Genomic DNA, 16,388 nt, shown 5'->3' with positions numbered 1-16,388 from the left:
TTGCTTCATGAAAAAAATCACCACCAGTAGTCCAGCGATTATTCCCCTGCTTGGCTCTTTCTTTTTGTTCCTTTTTTGGCTCATAGCCTATGATGGGATCACCTTTAGTGATGATGTATATTACATCTTAGCTGGAAGAGATTTTTGGAATGGAACGATGGAAGTCAATTCCTACCATTTTTCTACGCGTTGGGGCGCTTATATTCCAGCCGGATTGATGAGCTTGATCTTTGGATTTGATCCCCATAGCATATCATTTATCTCTTTGCTTGCCTACCTGGGATCTTACCTGCTTTTGATCCATTTGCTTCAGAGCAAGAGAGAAAAAATCATCTTCAGCATCTGGTTTTTGACTCAGGTTTATTTCCTGCATTTTCTGACAAAAGTCTATCCAGACAGCGTCTTGGTATTCTGTTGCTCATTGGCCGCTTATGGGGCTTCGGTACGAATGAGAAATCCAATCGTCGGTGGCAAATTGATGATGGTAGCATTGACATTGGGCTTTCTCAGCAAAGAAACCATCGTATTTCTCTTTCCCCTGCCTTTGATTTTGCTCTACATAGACTGGAAAGGAAAGCAGCTGAAAAACTCCTTTTACATCACCTTTTTCTCCTTCAGTATTCTAGCGGCTACCTTATACCTCGGTTATTTTTGGGCAAAATTTGGAGATCCACTCTATCGCATTTCCAGCATCAATGCAGGACATTATATTTCCGAATTCACCTATGCCGACAAGGGCTGGACCAGCATTCTCAAAAGACTCACCGTCACTCCTATTTTCACCTTGGTAGAGCGTGCATATTGGCCTTGGTTGGTATTTGCCTTGCCTGGAATTTATTTAGGCTTCAAAAAGAAAGAAACCGGCACATTTGAGTTTAGCTTGATATTCATGCTTTTATTGCTTGGATTCTGGTTCATGACATCCACACTAGAGTTTTACAATCCGATTTATCTAAACCCAAGACATTTGATCATCTTGGTTCCGATCATGGCTTTTTTGATAGCCAAAGGCTGGAATATCTGGAATGAATCCAAAAATTGGAAATGGGTATTTAGTATTCTTTTAGGCTTTGGAGCCATATATTCCATGGTTATCGAGGATAGAAAGATGATTACTTTTTCAGTGGCATTTATCTATTTGATATGGTCTAATTTTCAGAGAAACCACCAGTGGAAAAACTTCGCAATTCTGTTGTTCATTCCTGCAATTGCCTCTGCTGTATTCCAATTTGAAACCAAGAGATATCGCTCATTTACCAAAAGCCTAGAAACCGAAATCGAAGAAACTCAAGGCTCTCCTATCCTAGTCAACAACTTTGTTTTTTTCAGCAAAGAAGTCCTTTTGAACCAGGTTCAGAATGATAAAAACTTATTGATTCCCATCGAAAAAGCCGATTCCATTTTGGCTACCCAACCCGATCAAATCCGGGTTTTGATTTATAATTATTACCAACACGCCTATCCCCAAGAATCCGAAGATGTGGAAACTCTGGAAGCCTTATTGAAAGAGCATTATGAATTGGAAAATGAACGAGAAGAAGGATTGGTGGAGATAAGGGAGTTTAGGAGGAAATAAGGAGAATTGGATTGGAAAACATCCTTATGGGCTTATTTCGCAAAACGTATTTCTTCAAAAAGTCCCCACAGATCAAAGCAGAAAATTCGCAGATCAACACAGATTTCTTGAAACTATTCTTCAAAAAAGAATTTCGACATAGGCACTTTTCGTATTTCCCACTTCGTATTTCCTAAAAATACTTCCTATCTAACACCTCCTTCAGTACCACTGCATCTTTGATAGATTGGGGATCTTTCAGAAGGTTGGCATAACGACTTTTAAACTGAGGCTTTAGCTCTTCTTCTTTTTCCACCACAGAAGGGATAGCTGGCATTCCTTTGGAAGTTTTCAGCAGTTCGGATTGGGTCTTCTCAAAAGCTCCTTCGTAATAGCTGATTTCATCGTCCTGCTCTTCCAAACTCTTATAGCGAGACCTTCTCACCGGTTCCGACTTGATCGGTTCAAAACGGTCCTCCCTTCTTGTTTCCTGAACAGCTGGAGTAGGTGCAGGAGCGGGGGTTGGCGTGCTTTTCTTGCCTTGCTGGGCATCACGGATTTCTCGCAATAAATCTTCGAAACTCACACCCTTTTCAGGCTGATCCTGATTTGGCTGCGAATCTGGATTTTCATCTGATCTTCCCTTTTTACGGGTGATCTGATAGATAAAATATCCAATGACAAAAACGATATAAATGATATTACCGAAATCCATGACTTCAAGGTAAGGGAAAAAAGATTAATGAGCTATTTGGCGGTGAATATTTCAATCCCCCTATCCCCCTTGCTAAGGGGGAATTGACGCAGGTAATCCTTTAGTCTCTCCTACAAAATAGTGATTTCAAAATATCAGAATTTTAAGTTGAGACTTTGAGTCTAAAACAATCCCCCTAGCCCCCTTGCCAAGGGGGAATTGGATCTGGTATTCCTTTAGCCTCTGCCTAATATTATTGTTTTCCTTTATCAGAGTTTTAGCTGAGATTATGAGCCTTTCCAATTCGAAACAGCAAATCCCCCTTTCTCAAAGGGGGTTAGGGGGATTCACTTAAAATATGTCCTCTCCAGCCCCTTTTCATCCTCAATTTGATCAATCATTTCATTCAAATCTTCCAGAACTTGATAGATGTTCCTTTTGATCTCCACGTCCTGAATCCTTAAGAATTTCAAGCCAAAACCCTCAAGAATTTTCTGCCTTTCAGAATCTTCAACGAAAGCTTCCTCTGAAAAATGAGAATCTCCATCTACCTCAATGACTAAGTCTAATTTCTTACAATAGAAATCCACAATGTAATTATCCAAAGGCTTTTGTCTATTGAACCCATACCCTCTGAAACTACTCGCTCGAAGATATTTCCACAGCAAAACTTCAGATAAAGTAGAATGAGATCTCAATTCTCTCGAAAAATCCTTGAGGTTACGATTGTATGGTAAAAAGTACATTGATGAATTTAGTATTTTTCACCTAAAAAACTCCTTTAATATTAAATCAATTCCCCTAGCCCCCTCCCGATAGCTATCGAGGACCAAGGGGAAATTGACGCAGGTAATCCTTTTGTCGCTCTCACAAAATAGTGATTTCAAAATATCAGAATTTTAAGTTGAGACTTTGAGTCTTTCCAATTTGAAACAACAAATCCCCCTTTCTCAAAGGGGTAAGAGCTTGTCCCGAAAAATTTCGGGAGGGATTTACTATTTAATTCTACCAACTTTTCACTCTTCCAAACCTTTCAATTTTCCAATAATGGTACTATTTTGTTTCCTTTTAGAAGGAGACAAAAACGCATGCTGCTTAGTAAACTGGAGATCAAGGGCTTTAAGAGTTTTGGAGATAGAATGGTGATCAACTTTGACAAGGGAATCACCGGAGTGGTCGGACCTAATGGTTGTGGTAAATCCAATGTAGTCGATGCCATCCGATGGGTACTGGGGGAACAAAAAACCCGGATGCTCCGCTCCGACAAGATGGAAAATGTCATCTTCAATGGCACCAAAAACAGAAAAGCCTCCAATCTCGCGGAAGTTTCTCTGACCTTCGAAAACACCAAAAACCTCCTTCCTACCGAATACACCCATGTCACGATCACCCGCCGCTACTATCGCTCCGGGGAAAGTGAATACCAGATCAATGGCGTCACTTGCCGACTCAAGGACATCACCAACCTCTTTATGGACACGGGGATCAATTCCAATTCCTACGCCATCATTGAGCTGAAGATGATCGACGAGCTGCTCAATGATAAAAACAACTCCAGAAGGGATCTATTCGAGGAAGCGGCTGGGATTTCCAAGTTCAAAACCCGCAAAAAAGAAACCCTCCGAAAGCTGGAAGATACCGATGCGGATCTGGACCGGGTGGAAGATCTGCTCTATGAGATCGAGAAAAACCTCAAGTCTCTGGAAAAACAAGCCAAGCAAGCCGCCAAGTACTTCGAAATCAAAAAGGAATACAAAGCCGCTTCCATAAATCTGGCCAAAAAAAGCATCGAGAAGTACACCAATTCCCTGCTGGAAACCAACAAAAAAATCCAGGAGGAATCGGATCGCAAGCTTTCTTTCCAAACTCAAATCACCGATCAGGAGGCACTCTTGTCCCAACTGAAGATGGATTTGATCGCCAAGGAAAAATTGCTGGCTTCCCGTCAGAAAACCCTCAACGAACATGTAAATAAGATCCGATCGTTTGAGTCGGAGAAAAAGATAAAAAACGAGCGTCTCCGCTTTTTGGAAGACCGCTCCCAGAAACTGCGGGAGCAAATCGATGCAGACCGCAAGTCCAATGATAGAGCGGGTTTTTCTATTCGTTCTCTGCAGCAGGAAATGGAATCTGCAGCCAAGATTTTGGCAGAAAAAGAACACATCGTCACCGAACTACGGGAGGCCTATGAGTCTCAAAAGCAGGTTCAATCCGAGAAGCAAACCAAGCAAAAAAGCCAGCAACAGGCTTTTGAATCCCTGAAAGAAAAAGTCTATCAGCTCACTAAGGATCTGGAAGTGAAGCAGATTCAGCTTTCTACCTTGAAGCAGGAACTGGAGAGAACTTCCTCGGATGATTCCCATCAGGAGGCTTCATTGGTGGACTTCGAAGCGAAAATTGTCGATTTCAAAACAGAACTCGACGACGCCACGGCGGAATATGAAAGCCTCAAAAAGAAGCAGGAAGATCTGGATCACAAGATTGAAGATTCCAATCGCGTGATCGAAATGATCCGGGAGGAACTGACCCAATCTTCCAGAAAACTGGATTCCAAGCAAAACGAATACAACCTGACCAAGTCTTTGGTGGAGAATCTGGAAGGTTTTCCGGAGGCCATCAAATTCCTTAAAAAGAACAACTCTTGGGGCAAGGATACCCCGCTCCTTTCTGATCTCCTGACCACGGATGAAAAATACCGGGTGACGATCGAGAACTATCTGGAGGGCTACATGAACTACTACGTCGTCGAGACAGAAGCGCAGGCCATAGCAGCGATTTCCCTGCTTTCGGATGCTTCCCGAGGCAAAGCCAATTTCTTTATTCTGGAGCATTTTGAGCGGTTCAAACCAAGTCAAAGCAAGTTGTTCCCTAATGCCATTGCCGCGACGGAAATCATCGAATTTGATGTAAAATACTCCCGACTAATCAATCATATCCTGGACAATGTCTATATCGTGCAGGGAGAGTTTCGGGATTTTCCAGAGGATACCGATGCGGTATTTATCTCCGAAAGCGGAAAATATACCAAGCGCAAATTCTCTCTTTCCGGAGGTTCTGTGGGACTTTTCGAAGGGAAAAGAATCGGTAGAGCCAAGAACTTGGAAAAGCTGGACAAGGAGATCAAAGACCTGAATAAGAAGGTTTCTGCGACCCGCTCCAATCTGGATCAAAAGCTCTCCGACTTGATGAAGCTCAAGGAGATTTCCTACAAAAAATCGCTGGAGGAAAAGCAGGCGCAGATTTCTGAAATCAATCAGCAATACGTCTCCATCCGCACAAAAAAGGAACAATTGGCGGAATTGCTTTCTTCCAATGCCAATAAGCGGGAAGATATTCTGGACCGAATCGCGGAGCTGGAGGAAAGTCTGGCTTATATCCAACCCGAACTCCTGGACAACCGCGGGGAATACGAAGCCGCTGCTCAGGATCTGGAAGTTTTGACTGAGGATTTGGAAACAGAATCAGGTTTGCTGACGGAGAAATCTCAGGCTTTCAACCAAGAAAATATCGTCTATCATCAGCAAGTCAACCGAGTCACTAGCCTGGAGCAGGAGATTGAGTTTAAGCAAAATGCGTACGAAGGCTCCAAGGAGCGGATCGAAAAGTCCCAAGCAGAATTGGCTTCCTTGGACGAGGAAATCAAGTCCTTGCTGGACAATAACGAGATCAAAGACGATGAACTGATCGAGCTTTACTCCGAAAAAGAAGGCATAGAAGGCGGTGTCAACGAGGCTGAAAAGGACTATTATGGCAGCCGAGGACTGATCGATGAGACAGATCAAAAAATCCGTTCCCTCCAAAAATCCAAGGAAGGACATGACATGCTGCTACAGGAGCTCCAAAACTCCATCAATGAGGTCAAGCTCAAGATGACTTCCATGAAAGAGCGACTGAGTGTGGAGTTTGAATTGGATCTGGATCAGCTGATGGAGGAAAATCCCGGTTTGGATGAGGCATTTTTGGAATTCTCCGAAGAAGAGCTCCGCCACCTGGTCAGCAAGCAAAAGGAAAAACTGGAAAAGATCGGCCCGATCAATCCCATGGCGATGGAAGCCTACGATGAGATTAAGGAGCGCCATGACTTTATCAAGGGGCAAAAAGAAGATCTGGAAAAGGCCAAGGAATCGCTCTTGACTACGATTCAGGAGATCGATAATGTGGCCAAAGAAACCTTCCTGACGGCATTTGATCAGATCAAGGAGAATTTTGTGAAGGTATTCCGCTCCCTCTTTACCGAGCAGGATGATTGTGATCTGAAGCTCACCGATCCGGATAATCCGCTTGAGTCCACGATTGAGATTATGGCCAAGCCTAAGGGTAAAAGACCTTTGACGATCAATCAGCTCAGCGGTGGAGAGAAGACCCTCACAGCCACTTCCCTACTCTTCTCCATCTATCTGTTGAAGCCTGCGCCATTCTGTATTTTTGATGAGGTGGATGCGCCACTGGATGATGCCAATATTGATAAGTTCAATACGATTATCCAGCGCTTTAGCGGCGAGTCCCAGTTTATTATCGTGACCCATAATAAACGCACCATGGCGAGCACGGATATTATCTACGGCATTACCATGATCGAAGCAGGTGTTTCTAGAGTAGTACCGGTGGATTTAAGGGAGTTGGCTTAGGGTCAATATTATTCAAGAAAGTTAAAATTTAAATAAATATTTTATCTAAAATCTTAAACGGTGGCCAAATCCCTAAGAACTCAAAAAATAAGGACATCTGCAGGAGATCCATTTGAATTTTGTGAATTAGGTCGGAAAAGATATGCCGAGATTCTAACAAGTATAATTGAAACGTATTCAGATGGTTTTGTCCTTGCCTTAAATAATAAATGGGGAGAGGGGAAAACAACTTTCATAGAAATGTGGAGATTATATCTTGGTCAATCAGAAAGAGCATTTCAAACGCTATATTTTAATGCTTGGGAGCATGACTTTAACCATGATCCACTATCAGCAATACTTTCAGAATTAAAATCACTAAAGATATATGATAAACAAGAATTTGCTCCATTAATAAAGAAAGGAGCAAAATTAACCCGATCACTTATACCAGTTTTTTTAAATGCTGTTGCTGAAAAATATGTAGACACAAAAATTTTAAAGGATGCATTTCAAAAACTATCTGAAGAAGCTGCTTCAATCTTTGAAGAAGAAGTTAATGAATATGCTAATAAGAAAAAGGGACTAGAAGATTTTAAGAAAGAATTAGAAACCTATGTTTCTAAAATAGAAAAGAAACCGCTTATCTTTTTTATAGATGAATTGGATCGCTGTAACCCAAAATATGCAGTAGAATTGTTAGAAATCGTAAAACATTTCTTTTCTGTACCAGGAATTGTCTTTGTACTTTCTATAGATAAAAGCAATTTAATTAACTCAGTCAAAGGATATTTTGGAAGTTCTGAAATGGATGGAAATGAATACCTGAGAAGGTTCATAGACTTAGAATATTCTTTACCAACACCTATATTGGATGATTACATTCATTATATGTTTCAAAAATCAGGAATTAATGATTTTTTAAAAGCGGAAAACCGGAGATTAGATCAAAATCTTAGTAAAGAAAATGACACTTTCTATAATCTGGCATATGCATTTTTCAACGATTCCGAGGTTAATCTTCGTCAGATCGAAAAAATTCTTTTCCATTGTTCAATTATATTAAAAACCTATTCAATTAGACATTACACAATACCTAAAGCCCTTTTTATTATTTTATTTATCAAATTCATAGAGCCGAATTTTTACAGGCTGATTAAAAACAGTCAACTCAATTATCAGGAATTTCTTGATCAACTATATGATTTTATTAGTCCAAAAATAAAAAAGGGAAAAGATGTTAATTTTGGAGATATTGAATCTCTATTATTGGTTTTATACAATAATAATATAGCAAATAAAGAACTTAATATATGGGAGACCATTGAGAATGACGAAGGGATTGAGGAGAAGTTAATAGTAACACCCAGACTCTACTCAAAAAAATCAAGCTATGATAAAGAATTTGCTTATTTTGTCAAAAAAAATAATGAGGAAGTCAACAAAGGAGATAAAATAAGTTTAGATTATTTTATCAGTAGGATTGAGATAATGCATGATCTTAAAAGAGAATAAAATCAGATTACAAAAATAGCTTCAAATTATTCGAAATTTTTAATGTTCATTGTAGGCCAAAAATATCAACGTTCTTGGATTCACGATAATTTCGGTGGAAATCGGCAAAGCGGAATTTGTCCTTCATCCCAAGGACCCTACATTTTTATTTTTTCTGGTTCCCAAGGTCACCAGCATGGGTATAAGGACCAATGGATAAATGAGAAGGTTTATTCCTATACAGGAGAAGGGCAAGTTGGTGATATGCAGTTTACTCGAGGAAACTTTAAGCTATATAACCATCAGAACCTCGGAATGCGAATATTTCTATTTCAATACATTCAAACAGGATGGGTCCGATTTGAATCCGAATTAGAACTTTATGATGCAGATTATTTCGAAACCCCAGACCGGAATGGAGATTTACGAATTGGCATTAAATTCTTTTTTAATAGAATAGGCGCAAAACCATTAATCAGACCCGACCAATTACAACTAGATTTTGCAGCTGATACCGAGAGAAAAAATTATGAAATAATTCTTCCAAATTCTACTGAGAGAGAAGGTTTAGTAACTTCTAGAGTGGGTCAAGGTGCATATAGAAAAGGAATTATTCACCGATGGAATTACCAATGTGCTGTAACCCAATTTAACGATCAAAGAATCCTGATTGCTTCCCATATTGTACCATGGAAAGATGCATCCGACCAAGAAAGATTAGATTTAGACAATGGAATTCTTCTTTCCCCAACCTATGATGCCCTATTTGATCGGCATATAATCAGTTTTGACAATTCAGGAAAGATTATTCTTTCAGATCAAATTTCATTTGAAGATTATAAGAAAATTGGGATTGATGGAAAAGAAAGGATAAGGAACTTATCTGAAGGAAATAAAAAATATTTGGAATACCATAAATCTAATCTTTAAATAGTTATAGGGAATGAAAAAGGACTTAAATTTTCTTATAAATAAAAAAAGAAACGAAATTGTCAATAAATATAAATCACCTATAACAGATAAAAAAGTCCTAGAATTCATTAAACATCATAAACTAGATCAGAAATTATTTTACAATGCCTCTGGAAAAAAAATAAGTGAAATATTTGGAGAAATGCATTATGTAGATGCAATATTTGCTTATAACACAACTCCCTGCAAAAAAGGAAATCATACAATAAGAGACAGAAATAACCATTGTTTAATATGTCGTACGGCAAATATTGCCTTTCAAAAAAGGTATCATGAATCTGGTTATTTATATATAGCAGGAAGCATGGAAGGAAAGTTAATAAAAATAGGAATTACAAATAATATTGAAAAACGAAAGTACACTCTAAAAAAGACTTCATATGCAAATCAAAATGATTGGGAAATAATTTATTTTTTATATACAAAAAATGTGGGTTTATTAGAATATTTATGTTCTTGCAAACTTGTGAATCACATAACTAAAATTCAGTATTCCCATGCTGGAAAACTTTCAATGGCAAAGGAAATATTCTACTGTAGTTTTAAAAAAGCTTTAAAAGTTGTTTTAGAATCCAAGAATGATTCCATGAGATTTTTAATTCAAGAGGAAACATTTTATAAACACAAATCCATTTATTACAATTTTAGGAATCTCGAAATTTTACAAAAGAGAGATTTAGAATAAAGAATATTAATCGCCCCTTCCTGCCACCTTCCTCCTTCCTTTCCAAACAATCTATTGATTTTTCTGATTTGACCTTAAAAATTTCTGCCTGTAGCTGATAATTTGCGGCTATTAACTGCAATGTTTCGGCTTTGAGTTGATAGTTTGCAGCTATTTACTGCAAGTTTTCACCTTTGAGCCGCTATGCTTCAGCTTTTAACTGCTGTTTTTCACCACTGAGCTGAAGTGGTTCAGCTTTTTGCTGATCTGTTAGAGCTTGGAACTGCTATTTTTCGGTTTTTAGCTCCAGTGTTGCAGTTCCAAGCTGATTTCTTTCAGTTGATAGATCAATCGGAGAAGCATAGAGCATCAAACAGGGGAATAAAAAAACTACTCCAGATTGCTCCGGAGTAGTTCAAAAGTTTAAAAGCTAATTTTTGCTTACAAATCCTCTTCCTCCTCAGGTTTGGATTTGCTCTTCCGTGCATAACGGACCTTGAGATCATTGTAGATCGGCTTTGCATTGGGTACATCCATTTTCACTCCCAGTTTGACAGATGTATAATAGACATTGGATGGTCCCATCAGATCCGACCCCAACTCTAAGAGTGTATCACTCAGATTACTGGTGATCTGGTTAAGATTGTTAAAGATCGGATTGAGTTCTCCATAGGCTTTCTTATCCTTTTCCATCTCCTCTAAACTGGCAAATGCCGGTAAAAACTGGGGATTGCTCCCCGCATACTCCATGATCTTTTCTACAAAAGGTTTGGAGGCCTCCCCCATCTTGGTTTTCTCCCTTCTTTGTTCACTGGTCAGTGCAATCAACAAGGGGCCCAGCTTTTCTTGTAGAACTTTGACGGCATCTTGGATAGCTGTCAGATCTGCTGGAGGGATTACGATAGATATTTTATTATCCATAATCATAAAAATTAAAAATGAAACATTGATTAAAACAGTAATATAAAAACTGTAAGTAAAAGTTAATCAGATGTTTAGATAAAAACAATAGGCTACAAAAAATTGCCTCATGTTGCAATCAAAAGCAATTCATTTCAGAAGGTAATTCAAAAAGCTGATGCCTGTTCATGTGGAATTCCTTTGTGCATGGACTTTGCAACCAGAAAAGGAAAAAGACTATGAAACTGACCGAAACCAAATTTCAGATTACCTCTGCTCTCTTTGCTCTGGGAGCTGCTGCATTGGTAAAAGCAGCCGTAGACAACCGATATGAGGCTTTTACTGGAAAACCAGCTCCCAAAAATCCAGAATCAGAAGAAGATTCACTGGGAGCGGTGATCGCTTACACCGCAATCACTGCCGTGGTTGGGCTTTCTGTGAAGATTCTAGTGCGGAAATATTTTACCAAACAGTGGAAAAAAGCAGACGGTGATGTGCCTAAGCATTTGAAGTAGGGTTGATTTTTTTGTCTCCTGTTGAAACAGGAGGCAATTCATAGGAGAAGTCAATTCTATTCAAGTGGCAATTTGAATAGGAATGTGGCTATTGCCCATTCCGAAATGATGAAATGGAATTTGAATCGGAATGGGTTTCAACCCAATCCCAAAAATGAAACGCGATTTGAATGGGCTTTAGCCCAATTAAAACACCTTACAAATCGGCGACATTCGCCACAGCCATTCCTATGCTTTCGCCTTGTTCCTCAATTTTGGTCCAGGAAAAATAGACCTTGTCCTGATGCACTTCCATCTGGGGAAATCCACTTTTGCGGGAAGGATCCATCAGCGCTACCCGATGACTTTGAAATTCATCTCCTTGCTTATTGACACGACGGAGCATCAGAAAGGTGGAATCATTTTCCATGCCCATCCAGGATACTAAAGCATTTTCCTGATCCAGTAGAGCTACATCAACCCTTCCCAAATCACCGGAAAGCCCAATTTTTTGCGGAGCATCAAAGATAGCTCCTGCATCTGTGGAAAAAGCCAGTTTCACCTGAGATTCCAGATTGACATCGGTAAACCAGGCCACGACTACTGTTTCCTCTTTCGCAGCCACTTTGGGACCATTGACGGGACAGCCCCTGATTTCCCATCCATCTGCATGGATGATTCGAGGTTCGGTCCATTTTCCATCTACCAATCTCGTGATGGCAATATCCCGGATCTCCCGATCTGATCGATTTCTATAGACGACCACCGGACCCTGCGAACTCATCGCTACGGAAGTCTGACAGCAGTCACAGGTTTTGGCATCCAGCAGTTCCTCCCAGCGCACATTTCCCTGAAGATCGAGTTCCGCCGCACGGATGGACATAGCTCCTCCCCCTCCCGAATGATCATGTCCTCCTCCGGTATTTCTCCCATCCAGCCAAGAAATAAAATAAGTACTATCCGTGGCAGCCAGCATACTCACAAAGCCATGCTCTGTAAAAGTCGAATCGCTGTGCAGGGGAAGGTTTGTCTGCCAAGTATCCTGTCCCTTGGGCAGCACTTGCAAGTTGACATCATAGGAAAAAGTCTCCGCGGAGGACTTTCGAAGAATATGAGCCAAGAGGTTTCCTTTGTTCTCCACGATGGCAGGAAAATCCGCCCAATTCACAAACCAATCTGTTCCCTGATGAATCTGGGATGCTTGGGAAAAAACGTCTCCCTCCAATCGGGAATAGAAAAGTGCTGCAGTGCTATCATTGACCTTTTCTACGTAAGTAAAAAGCAGGTTTTCGCCATTGGAAGATAAGACAGGCAAGGAAGCGTCTCCTTTGCCCGGAAATGGAATAGAAGTAAAGACAGGAGCTTGCTGCTCCACGGTCTGGCAAGAGATCAGCAGAAGCAATCCGAAAAGAAAACGGGGTGATTTCATTATTTAAAATATGTATATCCGCTATTGCACTACAATTCAAATTTCCTTTGTTAATCAGGGCCAGAAGACCGATGACGGATGACCGAAGTTTGCTAGTCTGGTACTTCAAAGCTACTTTTTAGCCGATTCCTGATTATACTGGTAAGATTGCGGACAATCAAATTATAAAAATAGGGAAAAGCCTGATTGATTAGTATATACTGAGAAAATTCAAAACTCGCTATCCCTAATCTTGAACAATAGATCTTTGTTCCAATAGTCCACAGAAGAGGGGCCACAGCAGGAAAGTCGCTTTTAGGTAAAACCCTTCGAGGGTTTAAGATAGAAGGAAGGTTATTTAGTCATAAGACACCTTTGTCCTTCGAAAAGATCAACCCTCGAAGGGTTCATTCACTTTGGATTGTTAAAAGCGATTTCCCTTGGGTCCACCGTCCTGATTTGTAGAAAGGGAATTCAAATCATCTCATAAAACGAATAGGTTAAATCTCAGAAGATATTTTCCTCCCAGGTTAATCCTAGGTGCTATGGTCTATTGACTTTAAGCTCCCCTACTCCTCCTTCAGCGCCGCGATCTTATTGTCTTTGTAGAATTTATCTCTATGCTTCTGGAACTCCTCCTCAAGGCTGGTCACCAAGTTGAGGTTGGTATCCACGGCAAAGTAAATCTCGGTCAATTTCTCTTCGAGCAGCTTTACACCCAGATTGATATTGTCCGCCTCTATCTTGGAGATCTTCTTCAAAACGGAAGTTTGGCTATTTCTCAAATCCTCAAATTCCCTCAGGATTTTATCCATCATTTCTACTTTTTCCAGTTTATCCATGGTCTTAGGTTTATTGATTCTTGGCTAGAATATACGATAAATAAAATAAAGGGAGTTTTTGAAGTATTCAGTGATCAGTAGGGAAATCAGAAAGCTAAATTATGAAGGCTGAAATTAGTGGTCAGTCCTTATACGTATCGGGATCAGTCGCAGTGATCAGATTTGAAGTCTGAAAGGTGAATTGAGAAAGCTAAAATTAGTGATCAGTGTTCAGTCGCAGTGATCAGTAGGAAAATCAGAAAGCTCAATTATGAAGGCTGAAAGTAGCCCCAAGGGGGCGAAAATGTTTTAGCCGAGGGTGAGCGAAGCAAAACCCTCGGTAAAAAAGGAAAATAGAAATCCATTGACTCCGGCCGAGAAATTCAATGGGAAGAAACAGATCAATTGCCGGAGTATAGCAACGCGATTAGTGGTCAGTGATCAGTAGCAGTGATCAGATTTGAAGTCTTAATTCTTTCCCGCCCTGATCCGTGTCTTCACAGATCTTATTTTCCCGCTCTGATCCGTGTCTTCACGAATCGTTCCTAAAAGAGAATTCTCGTACTAGAATAGGTTTGCATCCCCCTTGCCCCCTTCGAAGGGGGAATTGTCTCGCTGTATTTTGCAGATCCGTGTCCTCACGGAACATATAAAAAAGAGAATTACAATAAGTAGATCAATAAAGAGCCCCCAAGGGGGCGAAATGATATTAGCCGTGGGTGTAGTCCCGATGAAATCGAGGACGGAACCCACGGTAAAGAAAATATAAGTTCCATTGACTCCGGCGGAGAAATTCAATGGAAGGAACCTATTCAGTTGCCGGAGTATAGCAACGTGATTAGTGATAAGTTTTCAGTAGCAGTGATCAGTAGTAAATGCTAAATTACTCGGCCAGATCCGTGTCATCACGGAACTTATTTTCTCGCCCAGATCCGTGTCCTAACGGATCATTTCTAACTAGTTCAACTGAATCCTATGGCTTCCAAACCATCTCAATATGCTCGATGCCATCTTCATCATAAGTATCTCCCTCAGCAACAAAACCAAGTGAAGCATAAAAACCTAGCGCATAGGTTTGGGCACCGATTCGGATAGGACCTATCCCAAAGATGGCCTGGCACTCCATTATCGATCTTTCCATCAGAATCCTTCCATAGCCTTTTCCTCTCGCTGCTGGAGATGTCACCACTCTACCGATTGCCATCTCTACATAGGATAAGCCTACCGGAACCAACCGGGTATAGCCCACCAATTTCTCTCCTTCCCAGAGCATCAGATGATAACATTTTTGATCCTTGTTGTCCTGATCTAGAAAAGCACAGTTTTGCTCTACAACAAATACCTCTGACCTCAAGCGTAGAATTTCATAGAGCTCTACATTGGTTAATTCAGAGAAAGACTTTACAGTAAAAGTTGGGTTCATGGATTAATAATTCAATTGCTGAGCTAATATCAATTGCATTCCTTCCTGAAGCAAATTTTTCCCAACCAGATCCTTCTCTTCACGGATCTCCTCTAAAAAAGAATTCCCGTACTAGTTTAGGTCCCCCCTTGCCTCTTTCCTCGATAGCAATCGGGAGGGGAATTGTCTCGTGATAGAACTCTGAGGCTTCACAGAGTTTCTTCATACTTGAAAATTGATCCACGATATTCATCGGGATTGTTTACTGTCCAAATTCTCATTTCACTTATCGCATTTCTGATTTCGTATTTCGCAATTCTCCCCTATTTTCGGGGCTTTATTAAAAATACCTATGACCTATACTATCGAATCAGATTCTCTTCAAGTACAAATCAAGCAACAAGGCATGGAGCTTAGCTCTATCCTTTCCAAAGAAACTCATACTGAATACCTCTGGCAGGGAGATCCCCAGATCTGGTCTGGACAAGCCCCAGTTCTTTTCCCCATCATCGGAGCTCTAAAGGGCGGAACCTACAGCTTTAAAGGTCAAGAATATTCCCTTCCCAAGCATGGATTTGTGAGGACCAGCGATCAGGCCAAAGTTATTCGACAAGAGCAGAACTTGATTGTTTTTAGACTGGAATCCAATGAGGATACCAAAGCTATCTATCCTTTTGACTTTGTATTTGACTTGAGTTTTGAACTGATCGGTAAAAAGCTAAGAGTATCTCATCGAATAGAAAATACCGGAAATGAGGAAATGTTCTATTCCTTAGGCGGACATCCAGCTTTTAATTGCCCAATCGGAAATGGAGGAAAATTGGAGGATTATTCCATTGAGTTTCCGGAACTGGAAAATGATCATACTTGGAATATTATGCCCGGCGGATTGATTGGAGGGATGGGTGACAAGGTGCTGAACGACAGTCAAACAATCCAACTTACAGATCACATTTTTGATGGTGATGCTTTGGTTTTCAAACACTTGAAATCCCGAGAAGTCAGTCTACATCATCAAACAAGAGGTCCCCTAGTCAGTTTGGAATTCAATGATTTCGATTATTTGGGGATTTGGGCAAAGCCAGGAGCACCTTATGTCTGTCTGGAACCTTGGTTGGGGATCGGAGATGCCGAGGATCACTCTGGTTTATTCACAGATAAAGATGGAATCCGAGCCTTGAAGGCAGGCCAAGTAGAAGAAAAGAGCTTTTCGGTAGAGATTTTGGAATAGCTGAAAGGATCGAAGCTGCTTATTTATAGGCTTCGATTCCGCTCTATTTTCTCAAAATGAAAAAATACAATAAACAGCCACTTTCATTACCTAATTCCTAAGAGAAAGCATTGTTTGCCTACCACTCAACAAAAAATAGAACACTT

General features: G+C 40.4%; 13 protein-coding genes. 7 read left to right on the top strand and 6 right to left on the bottom strand.

The window, feature by feature from the left end:
* Positions 1 to 7: 7 nt before the first annotated feature.
* Positions 8 to 1,576 (top strand): glycosyltransferase family 39 protein, encoded by a 1,569-nt coding sequence (locus tag G460_RS0102930; protein ID WP_026953967.1) that lies wholly within the window; start codon positions 8 to 10, stop codon positions 1,574 to 1,576.
* 172 nt (positions 1,577 to 1,748) lie between these two features.
* On the opposite strand, the gene G460_RS0102920 is transcribed toward G460_RS0102930, so the two are convergent.
* Both G460_RS0102920 and G460_RS0102910 read right to left on the bottom strand, forming a co-directional pair.
* Positions 1,749 to 2,270: a hypothetical protein gene (locus G460_RS0102920; protein ID WP_026953966.1), complete on the bottom strand. Its 522-nt coding sequence runs from the start codon at positions 2,268 to 2,270 to the stop codon at positions 1,749 to 1,751.
* A 326-nt stretch (positions 2,271 to 2,596) separates the two neighbouring features.
* The gene (locus G460_RS0102910) at positions 2,597 to 2,995 is read right to left on the bottom strand and encodes an endonuclease domain-containing protein (RefSeq protein ID WP_026953965.1); all 399 of its coding nucleotides are present in this window, start codon (positions 2,993 to 2,995) and stop codon (positions 2,597 to 2,599) included.
* Positions 2,996 to 3,337: 342 nt separating this feature from the next.
* Here G460_RS0102910 and smc point away from each other — a divergent pair, with 342 nt between their 5' ends.
* The 4 genes from smc to G460_RS0102885 are packed head-to-tail and all read left to right on the top strand — an operon-like array spanning position 3,338 to position 10,007.
* Complete coding sequence (gene smc / locus G460_RS0102905) at positions 3,338 to 6,877, top strand: chromosome segregation protein SMC (protein ID WP_026953964.1); 3,540 nt, start codon at positions 3,338 to 3,340, stop codon at positions 6,875 to 6,877.
* A 60-nt stretch (positions 6,878 to 6,937) separates the two neighbouring features.
* Entirely contained in the window at positions 6,938 to 8,371 is a 1,434-nt protein-coding gene (locus tag G460_RS21305) for a KAP family P-loop NTPase fold protein (RefSeq protein WP_026953963.1), read from the top strand.
* 42 nt (positions 8,372 to 8,413) lie between these two features.
* Complete coding sequence (locus G460_RS22535) at positions 8,414 to 9,280, top strand: HNH endonuclease (protein ID WP_051315890.1); 867 nt, start codon at positions 8,414 to 8,416, stop codon at positions 9,278 to 9,280.
* Between the two features lie 13 nt (positions 9,281 to 9,293).
* Positions 9,294 to 10,007 (top strand): GIY-YIG nuclease family protein, encoded by a 714-nt coding sequence (locus G460_RS0102885; RefSeq protein WP_026953962.1) that lies wholly within the window; start codon positions 9,294 to 9,296, stop codon positions 10,005 to 10,007.
* A 420-nt stretch (positions 10,008 to 10,427) separates the two neighbouring features.
* On the opposite strand, the gene G460_RS0102875 is transcribed toward G460_RS0102885, so the two are convergent.
* Positions 10,428 to 10,907, bottom strand: a complete 480-nt coding sequence (locus tag G460_RS0102875) for a hypothetical protein (RefSeq protein ID WP_051315889.1) — start codon at positions 10,905 to 10,907, stop codon at positions 10,428 to 10,430.
* 218 nt (positions 10,908 to 11,125) lie between these two features.
* Between G460_RS0102875 and G460_RS0102870 the strand changes: the two genes are divergently transcribed.
* The gene (locus G460_RS0102870; RefSeq protein ID WP_169817492.1) at positions 11,126 to 11,401 is read left to right on the top strand and encodes a DUF4235 domain-containing protein; all 276 of its coding nucleotides are present in this window, start codon (positions 11,126 to 11,128) and stop codon (positions 11,399 to 11,401) included.
* Positions 11,402 to 11,597: 196 nt separating this feature from the next.
* Here G460_RS0102870 and G460_RS0102865 read toward each other — a convergent pair whose 3' ends face one another.
* From G460_RS0102865 to G460_RS0102855, 3 genes are all read right to left on the bottom strand, one after another.
* Entirely contained in the window at positions 11,598 to 12,809 is a 1,212-nt protein-coding gene (locus G460_RS0102865; RefSeq protein WP_026953959.1) for a hypothetical protein, read from the bottom strand.
* 548 nt (positions 12,810 to 13,357) lie between these two features.
* The gene (locus G460_RS0102860; protein ID WP_026953958.1) at positions 13,358 to 13,630 is read right to left on the bottom strand and encodes a hypothetical protein; all 273 of its coding nucleotides are present in this window, start codon (positions 13,628 to 13,630) and stop codon (positions 13,358 to 13,360) included.
* 952 nt (positions 13,631 to 14,582) lie between these two features.
* Positions 14,583 to 15,032: a GNAT family N-acetyltransferase gene (locus G460_RS0102855; protein WP_026953957.1), complete on the bottom strand. Its 450-nt coding sequence runs from the start codon at positions 15,030 to 15,032 to the stop codon at positions 14,583 to 14,585.
* A gap of 331 nt (positions 15,033 to 15,363) precedes the next feature.
* Between G460_RS0102855 and G460_RS0102845 the strand changes: the two genes are divergently transcribed.
* On the top strand, positions 15,364 to 16,242 hold the full coding sequence (locus G460_RS0102845; RefSeq protein WP_026953956.1) for an aldose 1-epimerase family protein: 879 nt from the start codon (positions 15,364 to 15,366) through the stop codon (positions 16,240 to 16,242).
* Positions 16,243 to 16,388: the final 146 nt, after the last annotated feature.

The sequence above is a fragment of the Algoriphagus vanfongensis DSM 17529 genome (assembly GCF_000429465.1).
GTDB classification, from domain to species: Bacteria; Bacteroidota; Bacteroidia; order Cytophagales; family Cyclobacteriaceae; genus Algoriphagus; species Algoriphagus vanfongensis.
Note: the sequence above shows the minus strand (reverse complement) of the source record. Positions and strands in the feature narration are given on the sequence as shown.